The following is a 20,304-nucleotide window of genomic DNA, read 5'->3' as shown; positions in this document are numbered from 1 at the left end:
GCATGTCCAGGGACACAACGCTGCTCATCCTCGGCGCCTCCGGCGATCTCACCTCGCGGCTGCTGCTGCCCGCGATCGGCCAGCTGCTGCGCCGCGAGCCGGGCCGCACCCTCACGCTGCACGGTGCCGGGTCGGATGACTGGAGCGCGAAGCGCTGGCAGGAGACGGTGCACACGGCGTTCGCGTCATCGGATGCCGCGGACCAGGTCGCGCGGATCGCCGGCACGACGTACACCAAGGCGGATGTCACCGATCGGGATGCCCTCGCGGGGCTGATCGAGGGCATCGAAGGGCCACTGGTCATCTACTTCGCGCTGCCGCCGGCCGTGGCCGTCGCCGCGTGCGAGGTGCTGCGCGACGTGAAGCTGCCCGAGAACACGGTGCTCGCGCTGGAGAAGCCGTTCGGCAGCGACCAGAAGAGCGCCCGCGAGCTGAACACGCTGCTGCAGCAGCTGGTGCCCGAGAAGCGCATCTTCCGCGTGGACCACTTCCTGGGCCGATCGACGCTGCTGAACGTGATCGGGGTGCGGTTCGCGAACCGGCTCGTCGAGCCGGTGTGGTCTGCCGACCACGTGCAGTCGGTGCTCATCCGGTACGACGAATCGCTGGCCCTGGAGAACAGGGCGCGCTACTACGACAGAGCCGGCGCGATGGTCGACATGATCCAGAGCCACCTGCTGCAGGTGCTCGCGATCCTCGCGATGGAGCAGCCCGCCGACCTGGACGAGATCGACCTGCGTGACGCGATGGCGGCGGCGCTGCGCGCGACGGTGATCTGGGACGACAACCCGGTGCGCTCGTCGCGGCGCGGCAGGTACACGGCCGGCTCGATCGGCGATCGCGAGGTGCCGGCCTACGTGGACGAGGACGGCGTCGACCCCGACCTCGGCACCGAGACGCTCGCGGAGATCACCTGCGAGGTGCGCACCGCGCGCTGGGCGGGCGTGCCGTTCACGCTGCGCAGCGGCAAGGCACTGGCGGATCGGCACGCGGAGATCGTGGTGACGTTCCGTCCGGTGCGGCACATCCCCGAGGGACTCACGGGCAAGCCCGACGACGGCGGCGTGCTGCGCTTCGTGCTCGGCCCCGACCGGATCGACCTCGAGCTCAACGTGAACGGCGGCGACGATCCGTTCGCGCTGCACCGTGACGTGCTGTCCACGAAGCTCGGCAAGGGCACGCTGCTGGCCTACACCGAGGTCATCAGCGACATCCTCGACGGCGACGTCGCACTGTCGGTGCGGGCGGATGCCGCAGAGCAGTGCTGGCGCATCATCCAGCCGGTCCGCGACGCCTGGAACCGCGACGACGTGCCGCTGGAGGACTACCCGGCCGGCTCGCACGGACCGGAGGACTGGGCGACCTCCAGGCCCGCCGGGTCCTGAGCATTCCGCGCTTCGCCCTCGACATCCGCGTAGACACCGAGTTCTGCACGAGACCCACGCCTGGAACGTGTGTCTCATGCAGAACCGGCAGTCTCGCGGGGATCTCAGTGCTCCGGTCGGTCCAGCGCGACGTCGTTGCCGTCGCGGTCGACGATCCGGCCGTCGACGATCGAGTCGCCGTCCTCGAAGGCCTCCAGATACGCGACCGGGATGGTCCGCGTGGGTGCGGCGGCCAGCACCGAGGCATCCTTCCCCGGGCGTGCGCCGAGGTGGTTGAACAGCAGGTTGAGCAGGATCGCGGTCACCGCGGCCGAGCTGATGCCGGAGTGGAAGATCGTCACGAACCAGGCCGGCATCTGTTCGTAGATCGTCGGGACGGCGATCGGCAGCATGCCCACCGCGATCGATGTGGCGACGATGACGAGATTCATGTTGCCCCGGTAGTCGACCTTCGCGAGGGTGCGGATGCCGGATGCCGCGACCGAGCCGAACAGCACCAGGCCGGCACCGCCGAGCACCGGCGACGGGATGGCGCCCACGACGCGGCCGAGCACCGGCAGCAGGCCGAGGATGACGAGCACGCCACCGCCCGCGGTGACCACGAAGCGGCTCTTCACGCCGGTGATCGCGACCAGGCCGACATTCTGCGCGAACGCGGACTGCGTGAAGGTGCCGAAGATCGGCGAGACCGCGCTGGAGAGCATGTCGGCGCGCAGGCCGGCGGCGATGCGCTTCGAGTCCACCTTGGTGCCCACGATCTCGCCCACGGCGAGGATGTCCGCCGTGGTCTCGGTCAGCGTCACCAGGATCACGATGAACATCGAGATGATCGCCGCGAGCTCGAAGGTCGGCAGGCCGAACCCGAACACCTGCGGGAATGCGAAGATCGGGCCCTCGCCGACCGTGCTGAAGTCGGCCTTGCCCAGGATGACCGCCACGATCGTGCCGAGCACGATCGAGAGCAGGATCGCGAGCCGTGAGACGGCCCCCACCGGGACCTTGCTGAGCACCAGAACGATCACGAGGGTGATGCCCGCGAGCAGCAGATTGTCCGCGGAGGCACCCTCGGCGGCATCCTCTCCGGAGCCGATGATCCAGCCGGCCGCGACGGGCAGCAGCGTGAGACCGATGGTGGCGATCACGGTGCCGGTCACCACCGGCGGGAAGAACCGGATGACGGTGGCGAACACCGGAGCGATCAGCAGGCCGATCACCGACGCGGCGATCACCGATCCGAACACCGCCGGCAGTCCGCCGCCGCTCGTGACGATGGCGCCCATCGTCGCCACGCCGGCGAACGAGACGCCCTGCACCAGGGGCAGCTGAGATCCGAAGAACGGGATTCCCACGGTCTGCAGGATCGTGGCGAGGCCGCCCATGAACAGGCACGCGGCGATGAGCACGCCGATCTCGCCCTGCGACAGGCCCGCTATCTGCCCGATGATCAGCGGCGGGGCGATGATGCCGCCGTACATCGTCAGCACGTGCTGGATGCCGTAGCCGATGGTCGGCCCGATCGGCAGGCGCTCGTCCTCCGGTCGCGCGGCGACCGTCTTCGTCCTCTTCGACATTCTTCGACCTCTTCGTCGTGTGTGGGTGGTTTCGTTGTGTGGTGGATTCGGGGTGGTCAAGAGTGGCGGGCGAGAAGGCTCCGGGCCGCCTCGCTGTGGTGGGCGATCAGCTGCGGCACATCCAGCCCGACGATCTGCCCGTCGAGCACGCGCCAGGTGCCGCCGATCATGACACGGTCGGCTCGCTCCGCGCCGCAGAGCAGCAGCGCGGCGACCGGATCGTGGCTGCCCGAGAACCGCAGCTCATCGAGCGTGAACATGGCCAGATCGGCCTGCCGGCCCGGGGCGAGCACTCCGAGGTCGGGACGACCGAGAGCGCGGGCCGAGCCCGCGGTGGCCCAGTCCAGCGCGCGTTCCGGTGTGACGGATGCCGCGCCGTAGCGCAGCCGCTGCAGGTAGAGCGCCTGGCGCACCTCCTGGATCATGTTCGATCCGTCGTTGGAGGCTGACCCGTCGACCCCGAGTCCCACCGGGGCGCCGGCCTGCTCGAGCTCGACGGCCCTGGCGATGCCGGATGCCAGGCGCATGTTCGAGGTGGCGCAGTGCGACACCGCGGTGCCGGCCGCACCGAGGCGAGCGATCTCCGCATCGTCGAAGTGGATGCCGTGCGCGAGCCAGGTGCGGTCCGAGAGCCAGCCGACGCTCTCCAGGTAGTCGACCGTGCGCAGGCCGAACATCTCCCGGCAGAAGTCCTCCTCGTCGAGCGTCTCGGCGAGGTGGGTGTGCAGCCGGACGTCCAGCTGCTCCGCGAGGGCGGCGGTGTCGCGCATCACCCCCGTGGTGACCGAGAACGGCGAGCAGGGGGCCAGGCCGATCTGCACGCGGGCACCGTCACCGCGCTCGTGGTAGGCCTCGATGAGCCGCTCACTGTCGGCGAGGATCGTGTCGGCGTCCTGCACGGTGCTCTGCGGCGGCAGCCCGCCGTCCTTCTCACCCAGAGACATCGAGCCGCGGGTCAGCGTGGCCCGCATGCCGAGCCGGCGCACGACGTCGACCTGGACGTCGATTCCCTCCTCCAGCCCGTTCGGGAACAGGTAGTGGTGGTCGGCGGCGGTCGTGCATCCGGAGAGCAGCAGCTCGGCGAGCGCGGCGGTGGTCGCGAGCTCGAGATCACGCGGGGTCAGCCCGGCCCAGACTGCGTACAGCCCCTTCAGCCAGGGGAACAGCTCTGCGCTGACGACGGGCCGCCAGGCCCTGGTGAGGGTCTGGTAGAAGTGGTGGTGCGTGTTGATCAGACCGGGGATGATCACGTGCCGGGAGGCGTCGAAGGTCTCGTCGACCGGCTGCGACGGCTCGCCCCCGAACGGGACGCTCTCGAGCACGCGGTCACCGGCGATGACGACGCCTCCGCGGGCGTCTGCGGTGTCGCCGGTGTGGATCCCGAGCGGGTTCTTCAGCCAGGTGGTGTGCTGCGGTGCGGACATGCGGTGGCTCCATCGTCGGATCGGCGGAGCCAGGCGCGGCTCCTTGTCGAGCCAGCTCAGTTCGCCTGTCTGCTGATCCAGGTCCTTCGGCTCTGAAGGCATCTCCGATGATGGCCGATGCTCGGCGTCAGGTCAAGACTTTTTCCGAAATCCGGATGAGAATTTCCATGATGCGAGACGGCATGCCGAGACCCCGCCTGAGTCACGTTGTCCAGGCGGGGTCTCGACGACGAGAGTTTCAGGCCGCGGCGCTGGTGAGCACCAGGCCCGATCCGTCGGCCGCGACATCCACCCGCACCGTGTCACCGTCGTGCACGTTGCCCGACAGCAGTGCGGTGGCGAGGCGGTTCTGCACCTCGGTCTGGATGAGGCGACGCAGCGGCCGGGCGCCGAACACCGGGTCGTAACCTCGCTCGGCCAGCCACGACCGGGCATCCGGCGTGACGGCGAGCGAGAGGCGACGCTCATGCAGCCGCTTCTGCAGCTGGTCGACGGACAGCGACACGATCTGCGCGAGATCGTCCTCACTGAGAGCCTGGAACATCACGATGTCGTCGAGGCGGTTCAGGAACTCGGGGCGGAACGACTGCCGCACCAGCGCCATCACCTGCTCGCGCTTGACCTCGTCGGGCAGCGTCGGGTCGATGAGGATGGGGGATCCGATGTTCGACGTGAGGATCAGGATGACGTTGGAGAAGTCCACCGTGCGGCCCTGGCCGTCTGTGAGCCGGCCGTCGTCGAGCACCTGCAGCAGCACGTCGAAAACCTCGGGATGCGCCTTCTCGACCTCGTCGAGCAGCACCACGCTGTACGGGCGCCGCCGCACGGCCTCGGTGAGCTGGCCGCCCTGCTCGTAGCCGACGTACCCGGGAGGGGCGCCGACCAGTCGCGAGACGGAGTGCTTCTCGCCGTACTCCGACATGTCGATGCGCACCATGGCGTGCTCGTCATCGAAGAGGAACTCGGCGAGCGCCTTGGCCAGCTCGGTCTTTCCGACGCCGGTGGGGCCGAGGAACAGGAACGATCCGGTGGGGCGACCCGGATCGCTGATGCCGGCGCGCGAGCGGCGCACGGCGTCGGAGACCGCGCGAACGGCGTCCTTCTGCCCGATCAGCCGTCGGCCCAGCTCGTTCTCGAGGTGCAGCAGCTTCTCGCTCTCGCCCTGCATCAGCCGGCCGACCGGGATGCCGGTCCACGCGGCGATCACGCCGGCGATGTCCTCGTCGGTGACCTGCTCGTTGACCATGCGGCCCTCGCTCGACACGGCCTGCTCGGCCGCCTCGGCCTCGGCGATGTCGCGTTCCAGGCGCTTGATGGTCTCGTACTCGAGCTTGGACGCCTTGGTGTAGTCGGCGTTGCGCATGGCGAGGTCACGCTGGGTCACCGCGTCGTCGAGCTGCTTCTTCAGCTCGCCCACGCGGTTCAGGCCCTGACGCTCTCGCGACCAGCGCTCCTGCAGCACGGCGAGCTCCTTCTCGAGGTCGCCGAGCTGCTCGCGCAGCGTGGCCAGGCGCTCTTTGGAGGCGTCGTCCTTCTCCTTCTTCAGGGCGAGCTCCTCGAGCTTCATCCGATCGACCTGGCGCTTGAGCTCGTCGATCTCGACCGGGGAGGAGTCGATCTCCATCTTCAGCCGCGACATGGCCTCGTCGATGAGGTCGATGGCCTTGTCGGGCAGCTGGCGGCTGGGCAGGTAGCGGTTCGAGAGCGCCGCGGCGGCGACGAGCGCGCTGTCGGCGATCGTCACGCCGTGGTGCGCCTCGTAGCGGCCCTTCAGTCCGCGCAGGATCGCGATGGTGTCCTCGACACTCGGCTCGCCGACGTACACCTGCTGGAAGCGCCGCTCGAGAGCGGCATCCTTCTCGATGAACTCGCGGTACTCGTTGAGCGTGGTGGCGCCGATCATGCGCAGCTCGCCGCGGGCGAGCATGGGCTTGAGCATGTTGGAGGCCGCGACCGACCCCTCGCCGCCGCCGGCGCCCATCAGCACGTGCAGCTCGTCGATGAAGGTGATGACCTTGCCGTCGGACTCGGTGATCTCCTTGAGCACGCTCTTCAGGCGCTCCTCGAACTGGCCGCGGTACATGGCGCCGGCGACGAGGGCGGAGATGTCGAGGCTGATCAGCTCCTTGTCCTTGAGTGACTCGGCGACGTCGCCCGCGACGATGCGCTGGGCGAGGCCCTCGACGACGGCGGTCTTGCCGACGCCGGGCTCTCCGATGAGCACCGGGTTGTTCTTGGTGCGACGGGTGAGCACCTGGCTCACGCGACGGATCTCACCGTCACGTCCGATGACGGGGTCGAGCTTGCCCTGCCGGGCGCGATCGGTGAGGTTGATGCCGAACTGCTCGAGCGCGCTCTGCTGCTCTTCTTGCTGCTGACTGGGGTTGGTCATTCGTTCCTCCTGAGGAGACTCCTTATCAAAGTTGAGTTAAGACGACTCAAGTTTAACGCGCGCCGTCCCGCATATCAACCGTTGACAGTTCGTCATACACCTGTATGCTTACTCTCATACACTCGTATGGAGGCGTGGATGTCGAAACTGATCGAACTGGTCGGGATGCTGGCGCCGTTCGCCGCACTGGTGCTGCTGTTCTTGCACCGGCGGCGAGCCGCGGGCCCGGCCTGGCTCGGCATGATTGGCGCCGCCCTCGCCGGGTGCGGCTCGGTCGCGGAGCTGATCGGATCGCGAGTGAGCTGGATCGGGGTGTCCGACATGACGGAGGGACTCGAGCGACTCGAGGGCGCGAGCCTGGTGCGATTCGCGCTGGTCGTCGCCGGCATCCTGCTGCTGCTGGTCGCCGCGCTCATCGGAGGAGGACGCACGGTCCCCCGCATCCCGCTCGCGATCGGAGGCGTCGTCGCGGCGGCGGTGGGCGGCGCGATGCGGTTCGTGCACCTCGATCTGGGCGACGGTGGCTTCGCACGGTTCGTCGCCATCACGGCCGTCGACCTGGCGCAGTTCGGGCTTCTCGGATTCGGCGTGCTGCTGCTCGGCATCGCCGTGATCAGCGGCCGCGACGACGGGCCGGAGCCGCTCGACGACGCGGTCCGCTGGGCCGGTGCCATCGCCAGGCGCGTGCAGAGCGCGCACGAGCTCCGTCGGTAGCATCGGAGGATGTCCCGCGAGAGCCTGCTCGATCACGTCGTCGACGTGATCGCCGACGACGGCATGGGCGGCCTCAGCGTCCGCGCGGTCGCCGCCAGAGCAGGCGTCGCGATCGGCACCGTGCAGCACTGGTTCCCCACCAAGAGCGCCATGCTGCTGGCCGCGATGGACCGTATCGGCGGCGTCGCCGACGACGCGCACCGGCACGCCGTCGTGGCGGATGATCCGGCCGAGCGCCTGCGCGAGACCGTGGCACTGCTCGTGCCGGCCGACCGCGAGAGCAGGGTCAGCAGAGTCTGGCTGGCCTTCGCCGCGCAGGCCGTCGCCGACGACGAGGTGCGCGCCCGGTACGAGCAGCTCTGGTCCGGCATCCAGCGCGGTCTTGCCGGCCGGCTCGCCGCCGCCGCGCCGCAGGCGACGGCGGCAGCGATCGACGACGCAGCAGCCGAGCTGCTCGCGCTGAGCGACGGTCTCGCCGTTGCGGTGCTCGACGAACCCGGACGGATGCCGGCGGAACGTGCGCGCGCGATGGCGCTGCGCCGCACCGACGAGATCGTGACGGCCCTTCTCGACTGAGCACGGGAGGGTTGACCGGCGCGCATCCCTCCGCTTACGATGTCCATTGGTCAGAACTGACCTTCCATATCCTGGAACTCGACGAAGAGAGGGAGAGTCATGCCGCGCATCGATGCCGCAGCCCCCTCCTCCGAGCGCCCCTTCGCGTGGGGCAACTGGTACGCACACGGCGCCTGAGCAGGCCCGGAATCCCCACGATTCCGAGGCCGCCCCCACTGCGCCGAAGCGGCGTAGACTCACCGCATCCGCGCGCGCCGTCTGATCAGCCCGCCGGAGCGGGACCTCGGGATCTCCAGATGGCACGTGTGGACGTGCCGCCAGAGCGCTTCGGCGCAGGACCTGAGGAGACACAGAATGACTGACATCGCTGTCACCGTTCCCGCCGTGACCGTCAACGGGCGCCCCCGCCCTCTCGACGGGGTCGCGACGCATGCGACGGCGCTGGACTGGCTGCGCGACACGGGCCTGTCCGGAAGCAAGGAGGGCTGCGCCGAGGGCGAGTGCGGCGCGTGCGCGATGCTGCTCGCGACTCCGGATGCCGCGGGCGGCACCACTTGGACTCCGGTGAACGCCTGCCTCGTGCCGGTCTACGCGCTGGACGGCCAGGAGATCGTCACCGCCGAGGGTCTCGGCACCGTCGAGGATCTGCACCCGGTGCAGGAGAAGCTCGCTGAGGCGGGCGGCTCGCAGTGCGGCTACTGCACCCCCGGCTTCGCCTGCTCGATGGCCGGCGAGTACTACCGCGCCGATCGCACCCCCTTCGACAGGCTCAGGGACCCAGCGATGGCGACTGCCCGGTCCACGACGCCGAGCACGGCCCGAACGGCTTCGACCTGCACGCGCTGAGCGGCAACCTGTGCCGCTGCACCGGCTACCGCCCGATCCGGGACGCCGCCTACTCGCTGGGCTCCCCCGAGGCGGACGACCCGCTGCTGCAGCGCCTCGCGGCGCCCGCCCCCGCACCCGTCGCGACCGACGCCCTGATCGACGGCGCCCGCTTCCTGCGCCCCTCTTCCCTCGCCGAGACCCTGCAGGTGCTGCATGACGAGCCCAGCGCGCTCGTCGTCGCCGGATCCACCGACTGGGGCGTCGAGGTGAACATCCGCGGCAGCCGCGCACCCTTCGTCGTCGCGATCGACCAGCTCGACGAGCTGCGCGGCCTCACCGAGACCGCCGAGTACATCGAGATCGGCGCCGCCCTGCCGCTGTCCGAGGTGGAGCGCCGGCTGAACGGACGCATCCCCCTGCTGGCGAAGCTGTTCCCGCAGTTCGCCTCGCGCCTGATCCGCAACCGCGGCACCATCGGCGGCAACCTCGGCACCGGATCTCCGATCGGCGACACCCCGCCGGCGCTGCTGGCCCTCGGCGCGCGCCTCGTACTGGCATCCGCGTCCCCACTCTCGAGACTGCAAGCCCGCGCCGAGACGGGGGCGTAGCACCCAGTCTCGGCGCGGTGGTGCGGTTTCGGAGCGCGAGGTCGACCTCGCCGAGTACTTCACCGGCTACCGGCAGACGGTGCGCGCGAAGGACGAACTGATCACCGCCGTGCGCATCCCGCTACCGCTCGCGCAGGCCACCGCCTTCCACAAGATCGCGAAGCGCCGCTTCGACGACATCTCGTCGGTCGCGATCGGCTTCGCCCTCGACATCGACGGCGGCGTCGTCACCGCGGCACGGATCGGACTCGGCGGCGTCGCCGCAACGCCGATCCGCGCCTACGCCACCGAGCAGGCCCTCATCGGCCGACCGTGGGACCTCACCACGGTGAAGGCGGCATCGGCCCTGCTGCAGGGAGAGGAACCCCGATGTCCGACCACCGCGCCAGCTCCGACTACCGGTCCCACATGCTGGGCACCGCACTCCTGAAGTTCTACAGCCAGACCGTCATCCAGTCGAAGGAGGTGTCGGCATGAGCACTCTCGCCGACCGCCCCGAGAACCCCGTCGTCGGCCGCAGGGCCGCACACGAGAGCGCCGCCCTGCATGTCACGGGAGCGGCGATGTACACCGACGACATCGCCGAGCAGACCGCCGGCGTGCTGACCGCCTGGCCCGTGCAGTCGACGAACGCGCATGCGCGCGTCACGGTCGACGTCTCCGGCGCCTACGACGTGCCGGGCGTCGTCCGCGTGCTGACCGCCGACGATGTGCCAGGACTGAACGACGCCGGCATCCGCAATGATGAGCCGCTGTTCCCGAGCGAGGCCATGTTCTACGGCCATGCGCTGGTGTGGGTGCTGGGCGAGACGCAGGAGGCCGCACGCCTCGGCGCGGCGGCCGTCACCGTCGAGTACGAGCCGCTGCCCTCGCTGATCACCGTGCAGGATGCCCTCGAGGCGCAGTCCTTCCAGGGCACTCCGCGCACCGTGCAGCGCGGCGACGCGGCCGCCGGTCTCGCCGCATCCGCGCACGTCTTCGAGGGCGTGACCGAGTTCGGCGGCCAGGAGCACTTCTATCTCGAGACGCACGCCTCGTTCGCCGTCCGCGACTCCGAGGGGCAGTACTTCATCCAGTGCTCGACCCAGCACCCCACCGAGACGCAGGATCTGGTGTCGCACGTGCTCGGGATCCCGGCTAACGAGATCACCGTGCAGTGCCTGCGCATGGGCGGCGGCTTCGGCGGCAAGGAGATGCAGCCGCACGGGTTCGCCGCGATCGCGGCACTGGGCGCGAAGCTCACCGGACGCCCGGTGCGACTGCGCCTGAACCGCACGCAGGACATCACGATGACCGGCAAGCGGCACCCCTTCCACATCGCGTGGAAGGTCGGCTTCGACGAGAACGGCCTGCTGCAGGCCCTCGACACGACACTGACCTGCGACGGCGGATGGTCGATCGACCTGTCGGAGCCGGTGCTGGGCCGCGCGCTCTGCCACCTGGACAACTCCTACTGGATCCCGAACGTGCACGCCTACGGGCAGATCGTGAAGACGAACAAGACCTCCAACACCGCGTACCGCGGCTTCGGCGGCCCGCAGGGCGTCTTCCTCATCGAGGACATCCTGGGCCGGGTCGCGCCGACCCTCGGCATCGATCCGCTCGAACTGCGCCGGCGCAACTTCTACAAGCCCGGCCAGAGCACCCCCTACGGCCAGCTCATCAAGGACGCCGACCGCCTGGAGACCATCTGGGGCCAGCTCTCGGATGAGGCGGATGTGGCAGCGCGCCGCGACGAGATCCGCTCGTTCAATGCCTCGAGCCCGCACGTGAAGCGTGCCCTGTCGATGACGCCGATCAAGTTCGGGATCTCGTTCAACTTCGCCGCCTTCAACCAGGCGGGCGCCCTCGTGCACGTCTACAAGGACGGCTCGATCCTCGTCAATCACGGCGGCACCGAGATGGGCCAGGGTCTGCACACGAAGATGCTGCAGGTCGCGGCGACCGCGCTCGGGGTCGAGCTGCACCAGGTGCGCCTCGCCCCGACCCGCACCGACAAGGTGCCGAACACCTCCGCCACGGCGGCATCCTCCGGCGCCGACCTCAACGGCGGCGCGGTGAAGAACGCGTGCGAGCAGATCCGCGAGCGGCTCGCGAAGGTCGCCGGACGCATGCTCGGCGTCGACGAGCGGGACGTCCGCTTCGGCGGCGGCTTCGCGACCGCTCTCGGCGCACCGGTGAACCGCGTCTCCTGGGCAGAGGTCGTCAAGGCGGCGTACTTCCAGCGGGTGCAGCTCTTCGCGGCCGGGTACTACCGCACGGAGGGCCTGCACTGGAACCCGGAGATCATGCAGGGCTCCCCGTTCAAGTACTTCGCGTACGGCGCGGCGGCCACTGAGGTGGAGGTCGACGAGTTCACCGGTGCCTACCGGGTGCGCAGGGTCGACATCGTGCACGACGTGGGCGACTCGCTCTCGCCGATGCTCGACATCGGACAGATCGAGGGCGCCTATGTGCAGGGCGTGGGCTGGCTCACCCTGGAGGAGCTGCGCTGGGACGAGAGCTCCGGCCCGAACCGCGGCCGCCTGCAGACCCAGTCCGCATCGACGTACAAGCTGCCCAGCTTCTCGGAGATGCCCGAGGAGTTCCACGTGCGCCTGTTCGAGAACGCCAGGGAGGAGGGCGCCGTATACGGCTCGAAGGCCGTCGGCGAGCCGCCGTTCATGCTCGCGTTCAGCGCCCGCGAGGCGATCCGTGACGCCGTGGCAGCCTTCGGTCCCGTCGGCCACTCGGTCGAGTTGGGCTCGCCGGCGACCCCCGAGGCGGTGTTCTGGGCGGTCGAGGCCGCGCAGGCCGCCGCGTCCGCGGCATCCGACGACGACTCGGCCACGGCCACCGACGCTCAGGTCGCAGTTGCTCCCGCTCTGACGCGCGCATAGCGGGACAGACTGCGACCCGACCGGAAGAGGAAGCCCATCATGGACTGGCTGGACGCCCTGCGCGAGCTGCGCGAGGACCGCATCCCGGCGGTCATCGTCACGCTCGCCATGGTGCGCGGGCACGCGCCACGCAACGGCGGCGCGAAGATGGTCGTCTCTCCGGAGCGGATGTTCGGCACGATCGGCGGCGGGAACCTGGAGGCGACCGCCGCCGACCGAGCCCGCGCGATGCTGGCCGCCGGCTCCGCCGAGCCCGAACTGCTCACGCTCACGCTGAGCGACAAGGCGACGACCGAGTACGGCGTGCAGTGCTGCGGAGGAGAGGTGACCATCATGCTGGAACCCGTCCGCGTCGTGCCCTCGGTCGCCGTCTTCGGCCTGGGGCACGTCGGCGTCGAGCTGGCCCGCATCCTGTCCCGGCACGAGATCGACCTGCACCTGGTCGACTCGCGCGCGGAGATGCTGGATGCCGCGCGCCTCGAGCCCGTGCGCAGCGGTGCAGTCGCCCGCGTGCAGGTGCACCACTCCCCCGTTCCTGAGGCCGCCCTCGCGCAGCTGCCGGCCGGGTCGCATGTGCTGGTGATGACGCACGATCACGTCGAGGACCTCGCCATCGTCGATCAGGCGCTGCGATCGGATGCCCCTGCGACGATCGGGCTGATCGGCTCGGCGTCGAAGTGGGCCCGGTTCCGCAAGAAGCTCGACGAGGCGGGACACTCGCCCGAGGACCTGGAACGGGTCACCACGCCGATCGGCATTCCCGAGGTGTCAGGAAAGCAGCCGGCGGTCATCGCTGTCAGCGTCGCCGCCAGAATTCTTCAGCTGATTGAGGAGTCCGCGCCGGCGGCATCCGCCTGAAATCCCATTCCGGCTCATCCAGCGGTGAATTCATTGCGGGATATCTGCATTTCTTCTTTCCGCAGAATGTGGACACGAATAAGGCCCGCCCCTTTTTCGGGAGCGGGCCTCATACGTGATATCCGCTAATTCCCCAGCAGCGCCTCGATCGGGCCCCGGACGAAGTACAGGGCGAAGCCCGCCGCCACCACCCACATCAGCCAGTGCACCTTGCGGGCGCGGCCCGAGAACGCGTTCACCAGTGCCCACGAGATGAAGCCGATGCCGATGCCGTTGGCGATCGAGTAGGTCAGCGGCATCGTGACGATCGTGAGGAACGCCGGCAGCGCGACGGCGAACTTGTCGAACTTGATCTCGCGGATCTGCGCCATCATCATCGCGCCGACGACGACCAGCGCCGCCGAGCCGACCTCGATCGGCACCACCAGCGTGAGCGGGGTGAGGAACATCGACAGCAGGAACAGCACGCCGACCACGAGCGAGGCGACACCGGAGCGCGCTCCCTCACCGATGCCCGAGGCGCTGTCCACGTAGACCGTGTTCGACGACGTCGAGGTCATGCCGCCGGCGACCGCGCCGAAGCCCTCGACGACGAAGGCCGAACGCAGGCGCGGGAACGTGCCGTCCTTGTACGCCAGGCCGGCGTTCTTGGCCAGGCCCGTCATGGTGCCCATCGCGTCGAAGAAGTTCGAGAACACCAGGGTGAACACCAGCATCGTCGCGGACAGCACGCCGACGCGGCCGAAGGATCCGAACAGGTCGAACTGACCGATCAGGCCGAAGTCGGGGACGGTGATCCACGAGGCCGGCAGCTCGGGGATGGTCATGTGCCAGCCGTTCGGGTCCTCGAAGGAGGGACCGAGCTTGAGCACGGACTGCGCGATCAGCGCCACGACTGTGGTCACCACGATGCCGATCAGGATGCCGCCGGGCACCTTCCGCGCGACGAGGATGCCGATGAGCACCAGGCCGAGCAGGAAGATGAGGGTCGGAACCGAGGTGATCGAGCCGTCCGCGCCGAGCTGCACCGGGGGCCCGGCCTCGGTGCGGTTCACGAAGCCCGAGTCCACGAAGCCGATGAACGCGATGAACAGGCCGATGCCGACCGTGATCGCGGCCTTCAGCGCCTGCGGCACGGCCTTGAAGATCGCGGTCCGGATGCCGGTGGCACCGAAGATCACGATCAGGATGCCGTTGATCACCACCAGGCCCATGGCCTCCTGCCAGGTGACCTGTCCGACGACGGACACGGCCAGGAAGGAGTTGATGCCGAGGCCGGCGGCGAGCGCGAACGGCAGTCGGGCGATGACGCCGAACAGGATCGTCATGACGCCGGCGGTGAGGCCGGTCGCCGCGCCGATCTGCGCCGCGTCGAGCGCGTTCCCGGCGACGTCGTCGACGCCGCCGAGGATCAGCGGGTTGAGGATCACGATGTAGGCCATCGTCACGAAGGTGACGATGCCACCGGCGGATCTCACGCCCCAGCGTGGAGCCGCGGCGGGTGATCTCGAAGAAGCGGTCGAAGGCGTTCTTCGGCTCCCCCTCGACGGTCGTGGTCGCCCCTGTCGAGAGGGGCGGCAGCTCCTCATCGCTGCGGGTGAACAGGCCCGTCGCGCCGCCTGCGGCTACGGCGTTCGATGACGTGTCGGGGGCGGATGGGCGTGCGGAAGCAGGGCGTTGTGAAGACATCTTCGGCTCCAGGGTCAGTACGTTTCGATGACGCGTCAGTACTCGACGCGGGTGGTTGTGGTGGTGCGGTGACGCGTCAGTACTCGACGCGGGTGGTGGTGAGGCTCCACTCGGTGAAAGGCGCGACGCGCTCCTCCGCCGGCAGGGCGATGTCGGCGACCGGCATGATCTCGCGGTCGGCGTCGTCGCCCTCGAAGTAGCGGTAGAACACCGCGTCGTCGAAGCCGGCGTCTGCCGCGTCGTCGCGGTTCGCGGCGAAGTAGACCTTGTCGATCCGGGCCCACAGCGACGTCGCGAGGCACATCGGGCAGGGCTCGCAGCTCGTGTAGAGCGTGGCTCCGGAGAGGTCGAAGGTGCCGAGCCCCTGGCAGGCGTTGCGTATCGCGGTGACCTCGGCGTGCGCTGAGGGATCGAGGTTGGCGGTCACCCGGTTGACGCCTTCGAAGACCTGTCCATCTGCCGTGACGACTATGGCGCCGAACGGGCCGCCCTCGTTGCGGACGTTGTCCACGGCTATGCGGACCGCGGCGGCGAGGTATTCCGCCGGCGTGGCCTGAGTGGCGGAATCGGATATAGCGGTGCTGTGCACGGAGAGCTCCCTTGCTGTCGTCGCAGTGATACGGCTTATCGGGTCGGATCCGGATCGGATCGTTCCACGAGATATACGTCGAACCGCTAGGTTGTGCTTCTCGCCGGGCGCAATTCGTGAGCGCGACGGCGTGATGAGCATAACAATTGTTTCCGCTCTCGTCCAGCGATTTTGAAAGGCGAATACCGCGATGCGATATTCGTCTTTGCGCTTCCGCATCTGCGGAGATAGAGTCGCTCTCATGACGCATTTTCGGATCGCTGAGGCGGCGACACTTCTCGGAGTGAGCGACGACACCGTGAGGCGTTGGGTGCGCGACGGGCTGCTCACGGTGTCGCACGACGCCGCAGGGCGGCAGGTCGTGCCGGGCGACGAACTGGCCGCGCACGCGCAGGTACTCGCCGCCGGGGTGAGCGAAGACGGCGATCGGCAGCTCAGCGCCCGCAACCGGTTCGTCGGCCTGGTCACCCGCGTCGAGATCGAGGGGTTGATGGCCCAGGTCGAACTGCAGTGCGGACCGTTCCGGGTGGTGTCGCTGATGTCATCCGAGGCGGCGCGCGACCTGCACCTCGAGGTCGGGGATCGCGGCGTCGCGATCGTCAAGGCCACCACCGTCATCATCGAAGCCACCAGCAAGGAGACCCCGTGAACACCCGCCGAAGCGGCATCCTCGCCATCGCCGTGACCGCCGTCCTGCTGCTCGCAGGCTGCTCCGGCCCGGCGCCCGCGGCGCCGTCCTCGTCGGCCGATGCGCTCTCCGGCGACCTGACGGTCTACGCCGCGGCATCCCTCTCCGGCGCCTTCGACGAGCTCGCGAAGGAGTTCTCCGCGGAGCACCCCGACGTCACCGTCAAGCCGATCAGCTACGACGGCTCGTCGGTGCTCGCCACCCAGCTGATCGGCGGGGCGCCGGCCGACGTCTTCGCCTCGGCGGACGAGAAGAACATGGCGAAGGTCACGGATGCCGGGCTCGCCGCCGACCCGGTGGACTTCGCCGCCAACGTCATGCAGATCGTGACGGCGCCGGGCAACCCGAAGGGGATCACCGATCTGGCGTCGCTGACGGCGGAGGACCTCACGGTCGTGCTGTGCGCACCCGAGGTGCCCTGCGGCACTGCCTCTCAGACGCTGCTGAAGAACGCCGGCGTGACCCTCACGCCGGCCAGCGAGGAGCAGAACGTCACCGCCGTGCTCACCAAGGTCTCCAGCGGCGAGGCGGATGCCGGGCTCGTGTACGTGACCGACGTCAAGGCCGCCGGCTCCGGCGGTGCAGGGCACCCCGATCGACGGGGCGGATGCCGCGACGAACGTGTACCCGATCGCTGCGCTGAAGGATGCCCCGAACCCCGAGGCGGCCGCTGCGTTCGTGGACTTCATCACCGGCGCGAAGGGCCGCGCAGTGCTCGCGGAGTTCGGATTCGAGGCGCCGTGAGTGCTCTCACCGCACGCCGGAGCCCGGCTCGGCTGGCAGCCCGGCGCGAGGCCGGCCCTGGCCGGTCCCTGTCCGCCCGCCTCGAGGGTCCCGTGGGACGCGCGACGTTCGGAGGCGAGGCGTCATGAGCACGGTCGATGGCCCGATTAACCCGGTTGATTTCGGGGCCGGCCGACGGCTTCCCGTGTGGCTGATCGTGCCTGCGACACTGGGCACGGCGTTGCTGGTGCTGCCCTTCGTAGCCCTCCTCACCCGGCTCGACTGGGCGGGCGTGCCGGCGGCGATCACGTCGGATGCCGCGCTGCAGGCGCTCGTCCTGTCGCTCTCGACGGCGGCGATCGCGACTGCGCTGTGCCTGCTGCTCGGCGTGCCGCTCGCGATCCTCATCGCCAGGGCTCCGGGTTGGCTGGCCGCGGTGCTGCGCACCCTGACCACCCTGCCGCTCGTGCTCCCGCCGCTCGTGGGCGGCATCGCGCTGCTCTCCCTGCTCGGGCGGCAGAGCGTGCTCGGCGATCTGCTCGGCGAGATCGGCATCCGCATCCCGTTCACGACCGCCGCCGTCGTGATCGCGCAGACGTTCGTCGCGATGCCGTTCCTGGTGATCTCGGTCGAAGGCTCCCTGCGCACCGGCGGCGACGCGCACGAACTGGTGGCGGCGACGCTCGGCGCTCGGCAGTTCACGGTGTTCCGCCGGGTGACCCTGCCGCTGGTCGCCCCCGGCCTCATCGCGGGCACGGTGCTGTGCTTCGCCCGGGCACTCGGCGAGTTCGGGGCGACCGCCCTGTTCGCCGGCAACGCCGCGGGGTCACGCGCACCATGCCGCTCGCGATCTACACGGCGTTCAACGGCGCGGGCGTCGGGGAGGACACCGCGATCGCCCTCTCACTGATGCTCATCCTGGTCGCGATCGCGGTGCTCGTGCTGATGCGCGGCTGGCGAGCGGATGCGGTGCGATGACGCTCACGGCAGAATCTCGCCCGCCCGCTTCGCAGGCCGAGAGCACCCGACGAGTGCACGAGGTATCGACGTCCGCAGGTGGTTCACTCGACGGCACGTGGTTCCGTCGGCGGCGCCTGGTTCGCTCGGCGCGGGTCGGAGGCGCTCGATGACGCTCTCCGCCGACTTTCGGGCACGTGCCGGCGTGTTCCACGTGGACATGGCGCTGGATGCTGCGCCCGGCGAGGTGCTCGCCGTGCTCGGACCCAACGGCTCCGGCAAGTCCACGCTGCTCGCCGCGCTCGCCGGGCACCTGCCGATCGACGACGGGCGCATCGCGCTCGACGGACGGATGCTCGACGACACGGCTGCCGGCGGCCGCGCCGTGCACGTGCCGCCGGCACAGCGCCGCGTCGGCCTGCTCGGCCAGCGCGCGCTGCTCTTCCCGCATCTGTCCGCCCTCGAGAACGTCGCGTTCGGTCCACGCGCCCAAGGGGTGTCTTCCGCGGCAGCGCGCCGGGATGCGAAGGGCTGGCTCGATCGGGTCGGCCTCGGCGACCTCGCCCCGCACCGGCCCGCGCAGCTCTCCGGTGGGCAGCAGCAGCGCGTCGCGCTGGCGCGGGCGCTCGCAGCGCGACCGGACGCGCTGCTGCTCGACGAGCCGTTCGCCGCGCTCGACGTCGAGACCGCTTCCCAGGCGCGACGGCTGGTGGCCGAGCAGCGCGACAGCGCCGGCATCCCGCTGGTCCTGGTCACGCACGACCCGCTCGACGCGGTCGTGCTCGCCGCGCGGACCGCGATCGTGCACGACGGCCGGATCGTGCAGGAGGGCCCGACCACGGAGGTGCTGGGGCATCCTCGGTCGACGTTCGTCGCCGCGCTGGCCGGGGTGAACCTGGTGTCGGGAGACGGTTCCGCGGACGACACAGTTCGCGGTGATGACATCCTCTGGTGCGGCATCGGCGATGCCGTGCCGACGGGAGCCGCCGGGACCGTCGCGTTCGCGCCTGGCTCCGTACGGATACAGCGAGCCGATGCCCCGGCATCCGCAGCATCCGTCGGTTCGAACGCGTGGGAGGGCACCGTCGTGACGCTCGAACCGTTGCCCGGCGGCATGCGGCTGCGCACCGTGGAGCATCCGGAGATCGCGGTGGACTGCCCGTCAACCGTGGCCGTCGCCGCCGGCGTCGCCCCGGGAGTGCGTCTGCGCTTCACCGTGCATCCCGACGACGTCTCGGTGCGCCGGGCCTGACCCGCCCGGCGGAGAAGATCCGGCCGCCGGCGCATCCGACATCCACCAAGCGGTGCTACCGTTGCGATCCGTAAGGGGGTGACGGATGACGATCACGCGCATCGACGGGCCGAGCGGCGCCGCGAGGCTGCCGTCCACCGGCATGCCCATCGCCCTCACCGACCGCTTCCGCCGCCCGCTGCGCGACCTGCGGATCTCGGTCACCGACCGCTGCAACTTCCGCTGCGTGTACTGCATGCCCAAAGAAGTATTCGGTCGCGACTACGCATTCCTCGATCGGAATGAACTGCTCTCTTTCGAGGAGATCACCCGCATCGCAAGGATCTCCGCGGCCCATGGCGTGCACAAGATCCGCCTCACCGGGGGCGAGCCGCTGCTGCGCCGGCGGCATCGAGGAGCTCATCGCGCAGCTCGCCGAGCTGCGCACGCCCGAAGGCGACCCGCTCGACATCGCCTTGACCACGAACGGTTCCGCACTGGCGGTCAAGGCTGCGGCGCTGAAGGCTGCCGGCCTCACCAGGGTGACCGTGTCGGTGGACTCCCTCGACGACGAGCTGTTCCAGAGGATGAACGACGTGCGGTTCCCGGTCGACCGTGTGCTGACCGGCATCGATGCCGCACACGAGGCGGGCCTCGGGCCGATCCGGCTGAACATGGTCGTCAAGCGCGGACTCAACGACGGCGAGATCGTCGACATGGCCCGCCGGTTCAAGGGCACGCCGTACACGCTGCGGTTCATCGAGTACATGGACGTGGGCAACACCAACGGCTGGTCGCTCGATGAGGTCGTGCCGTCGTCCGAGGTCGTGGCACGTATCAATGAGGTGTTCCCGCTCGAGCCACTCGACGAGGCGGTGCACGGCGAGACGGCCAAGCGTTGGCGGTACGCCGACGGTACCGGCGAGATCGGCCTGATCTCCAGCGTGACGAACGCCTTCTGCGGAACCTGCAACCGCGCGCGCATCTCCACCGAGGGCAGGCTGTTCACCTGCCTGTTCGCCTCGGAGGGGCACGACCTGCGCGCGCTGCTGCGCGGCGGAGCATCCGATGACGAGCTGTCCACCGCGATGGCATCCATCTGGGTGCCCGCGAGGACCGCTACTCCGAGATCCGCTCCAGCCTCACGCCAGAACTGCGCGAGCACCGCAAGCGCATCGAGATGAGCTACATC

General features: G+C 69.5%; 16 protein-coding genes and 3 pseudogenes. 14 read left to right on the top strand and 5 right to left on the bottom strand.

Annotation, left to right across the window (positions count from 1 at the left end; translation table 11 throughout):
- Positions 1-2 precede the first annotated feature (2 nt).
- Positions 3-1,385: a glucose-6-phosphate dehydrogenase gene (locus L2X99_RS15745; RefSeq protein ID WP_236125937.1), complete on the top strand. Its 1,383-nt coding sequence runs from the start codon at positions 3-5 to the stop codon at positions 1,383-1,385.
- A gap of 104 nt (positions 1,386-1,489) precedes the next feature.
- Here L2X99_RS15745 and L2X99_RS15740 read toward each other — a convergent pair whose 3' ends face one another.
- From L2X99_RS15740 to L2X99_RS15730, 3 genes are all read right to left on the bottom strand, one after another.
- A complete protein-coding gene (locus tag L2X99_RS15740; protein WP_236125938.1) occupies positions 1,490-2,956 on the bottom strand; it encodes a nucleobase:cation symporter-2 family protein in 1,467 nt (488 codons plus the stop codon).
- A gap of 56 nt (positions 2,957-3,012) precedes the next feature.
- Positions 3,013-4,380, bottom strand: coding sequence for an 8-oxoguanine deaminase (locus tag L2X99_RS15735; protein ID WP_236125939.1), 1,368 nt, complete (start codon positions 4,378-4,380; stop codon positions 3,013-3,015).
- A gap of 238 nt (positions 4,381-4,618) precedes the next feature.
- A complete protein-coding gene (locus L2X99_RS15730; RefSeq protein WP_236125940.1) occupies positions 4,619-6,772 on the bottom strand; it encodes an ATP-dependent Clp protease ATP-binding subunit in 2,154 nt (717 codons plus the stop codon).
- 138 nt (positions 6,773-6,910) lie between these two features.
- Here L2X99_RS15730 and L2X99_RS15725 point away from each other — a divergent pair, with 138 nt between their 5' ends.
- From L2X99_RS15725 to xdhC, 7 genes are all read left to right on the top strand, one after another.
- Positions 6,911-7,486 carry a hypothetical protein gene (locus L2X99_RS15725; protein WP_236125941.1) on the top strand — a complete coding sequence of 192 codons (576 nt, stop codon included), beginning with the start codon at positions 6,911-6,913 and terminating at the stop codon, positions 7,484-7,486.
- Between the two features lie 9 nt (positions 7,487-7,495).
- Positions 7,496-8,062, top strand: coding sequence for a TetR family transcriptional regulator C-terminal domain-containing protein (locus L2X99_RS15720; RefSeq protein ID WP_236125942.1), 567 nt, complete (start codon positions 7,496-7,498; stop codon positions 8,060-8,062).
- Between the two features lie 354 nt (positions 8,063-8,416).
- Positions 8,417-8,908 (top strand): 2Fe-2S iron-sulfur cluster-binding protein, encoded by a 492-nt coding sequence (locus L2X99_RS15715; RefSeq protein WP_236135374.1) that lies wholly within the window; start codon positions 8,417-8,419, stop codon positions 8,906-8,908.
- A 188-nt stretch (positions 8,909-9,096) separates the two neighbouring features.
- Positions 9,097-9,498: an FAD binding domain-containing protein gene (locus tag L2X99_RS15710; RefSeq protein ID WP_236135936.1), complete on the top strand. Its 402-nt coding sequence runs from the start codon at positions 9,097-9,099 to the stop codon at positions 9,496-9,498.
- Positions 9,499-9,577: 79 nt separating this feature from the next.
- Positions 9,578-9,928, top strand: coding sequence for a hypothetical protein (locus tag L2X99_RS15700; protein ID WP_236135373.1), 351 nt, complete (start codon positions 9,578-9,580; stop codon positions 9,926-9,928).
- Between the two features lie 43 nt (positions 9,929-9,971).
- Positions 9,972-12,377, top strand: a complete 2,406-nt coding sequence (gene xdhB, locus L2X99_RS15695) for a xanthine dehydrogenase molybdopterin binding subunit (protein ID WP_236125943.1) — start codon at positions 9,972-9,974, stop codon at positions 12,375-12,377.
- Positions 12,378-12,416: 39 nt separating this feature from the next.
- The gene (gene xdhC / locus L2X99_RS15690) at positions 12,417-13,235 is read left to right on the top strand and encodes a xanthine dehydrogenase accessory protein XdhC (RefSeq protein WP_236125944.1); all 819 of its coding nucleotides are present in this window, start codon (positions 12,417-12,419) and stop codon (positions 13,233-13,235) included.
- 125 nt (positions 13,236-13,360) lie between these two features.
- On the opposite strand, the pseudogene L2X99_RS15685 reads toward xdhC, so the two are convergent.
- Together L2X99_RS15685 and L2X99_RS15680 are read right to left on the bottom strand one after the other, a co-directional pair.
- Positions 13,361-14,924 (bottom strand): annotated as a pseudogene (locus L2X99_RS15685) (NCS2 family permease).
- 76 nt (positions 14,925-15,000) lie between these two features.
- Entirely contained in the window at positions 15,001-15,513 is a 513-nt protein-coding gene (locus L2X99_RS15680; protein ID WP_236125946.1) for a nucleoside deaminase, read from the bottom strand.
- A 241-nt stretch (positions 15,514-15,754) separates the two neighbouring features.
- Between L2X99_RS15680 and L2X99_RS15675 the strand changes: the two genes are divergently transcribed.
- The 6 genes and pseudogenes from L2X99_RS15675 (at position 15,755) to L2X99_RS15650 (ending at position 20,296) form a co-directional block, all read left to right on the top strand.
- Complete coding sequence (locus L2X99_RS15675) at positions 15,755-16,162, top strand: TOBE domain-containing protein (protein ID WP_236125947.1); 408 nt, start codon at positions 15,755-15,757, stop codon at positions 16,160-16,162.
- Positions 16,159-17,073, top strand: coding sequence for a molybdate ABC transporter substrate-binding protein (gene modA / locus L2X99_RS18705; RefSeq protein ID WP_442923459.1), 915 nt, complete (start codon positions 16,159-16,161; stop codon positions 17,071-17,073). Before L2X99_RS15675 ends, modA begins: the two co-directional genes overlap by 4 nt.
- Positions 17,070-17,902, top strand: a pseudogene (locus L2X99_RS15665) (ABC transporter permease). The gene modA and the pseudogene L2X99_RS15665 overlap by 4 nt, the downstream one beginning before the upstream one ends.
- 148 nt (positions 17,903-18,050) lie before the next feature.
- Positions 18,051-19,133, top strand: a complete 1,083-nt coding sequence (locus tag L2X99_RS15660) for an ABC transporter ATP-binding protein (protein ID WP_236125948.1) — start codon at positions 18,051-18,053, stop codon at positions 19,131-19,133.
- Between the two features lie 85 nt (positions 19,134-19,218).
- A pseudogene (locus tag L2X99_RS18430) lies at positions 19,219-19,497 on the top strand (radical SAM protein); the annotation flags it as partial.
- Positions 19,415-20,296 carry a GTP 3',8-cyclase MoaA gene (locus L2X99_RS15650; RefSeq protein ID WP_329608052.1) on the top strand — a complete coding sequence of 294 codons (882 nt, stop codon included), beginning with the start codon at positions 19,415-19,417 and terminating at the stop codon, positions 20,294-20,296. The pseudogene L2X99_RS18430 and the gene L2X99_RS15650, both read left to right, overlap by 83 nt.
- Positions 20,297-20,304 lie beyond the last annotated feature (8 nt).

The organism is Microbacterium sp. KUDC0406, from assembly GCF_021582875.1.
Lineage (GTDB): Bacteria > Actinomycetota > Actinomycetes > Actinomycetales > Microbacteriaceae > Microbacterium.
This window is presented reverse-complemented; position numbering and strand designations above follow the sequence as displayed.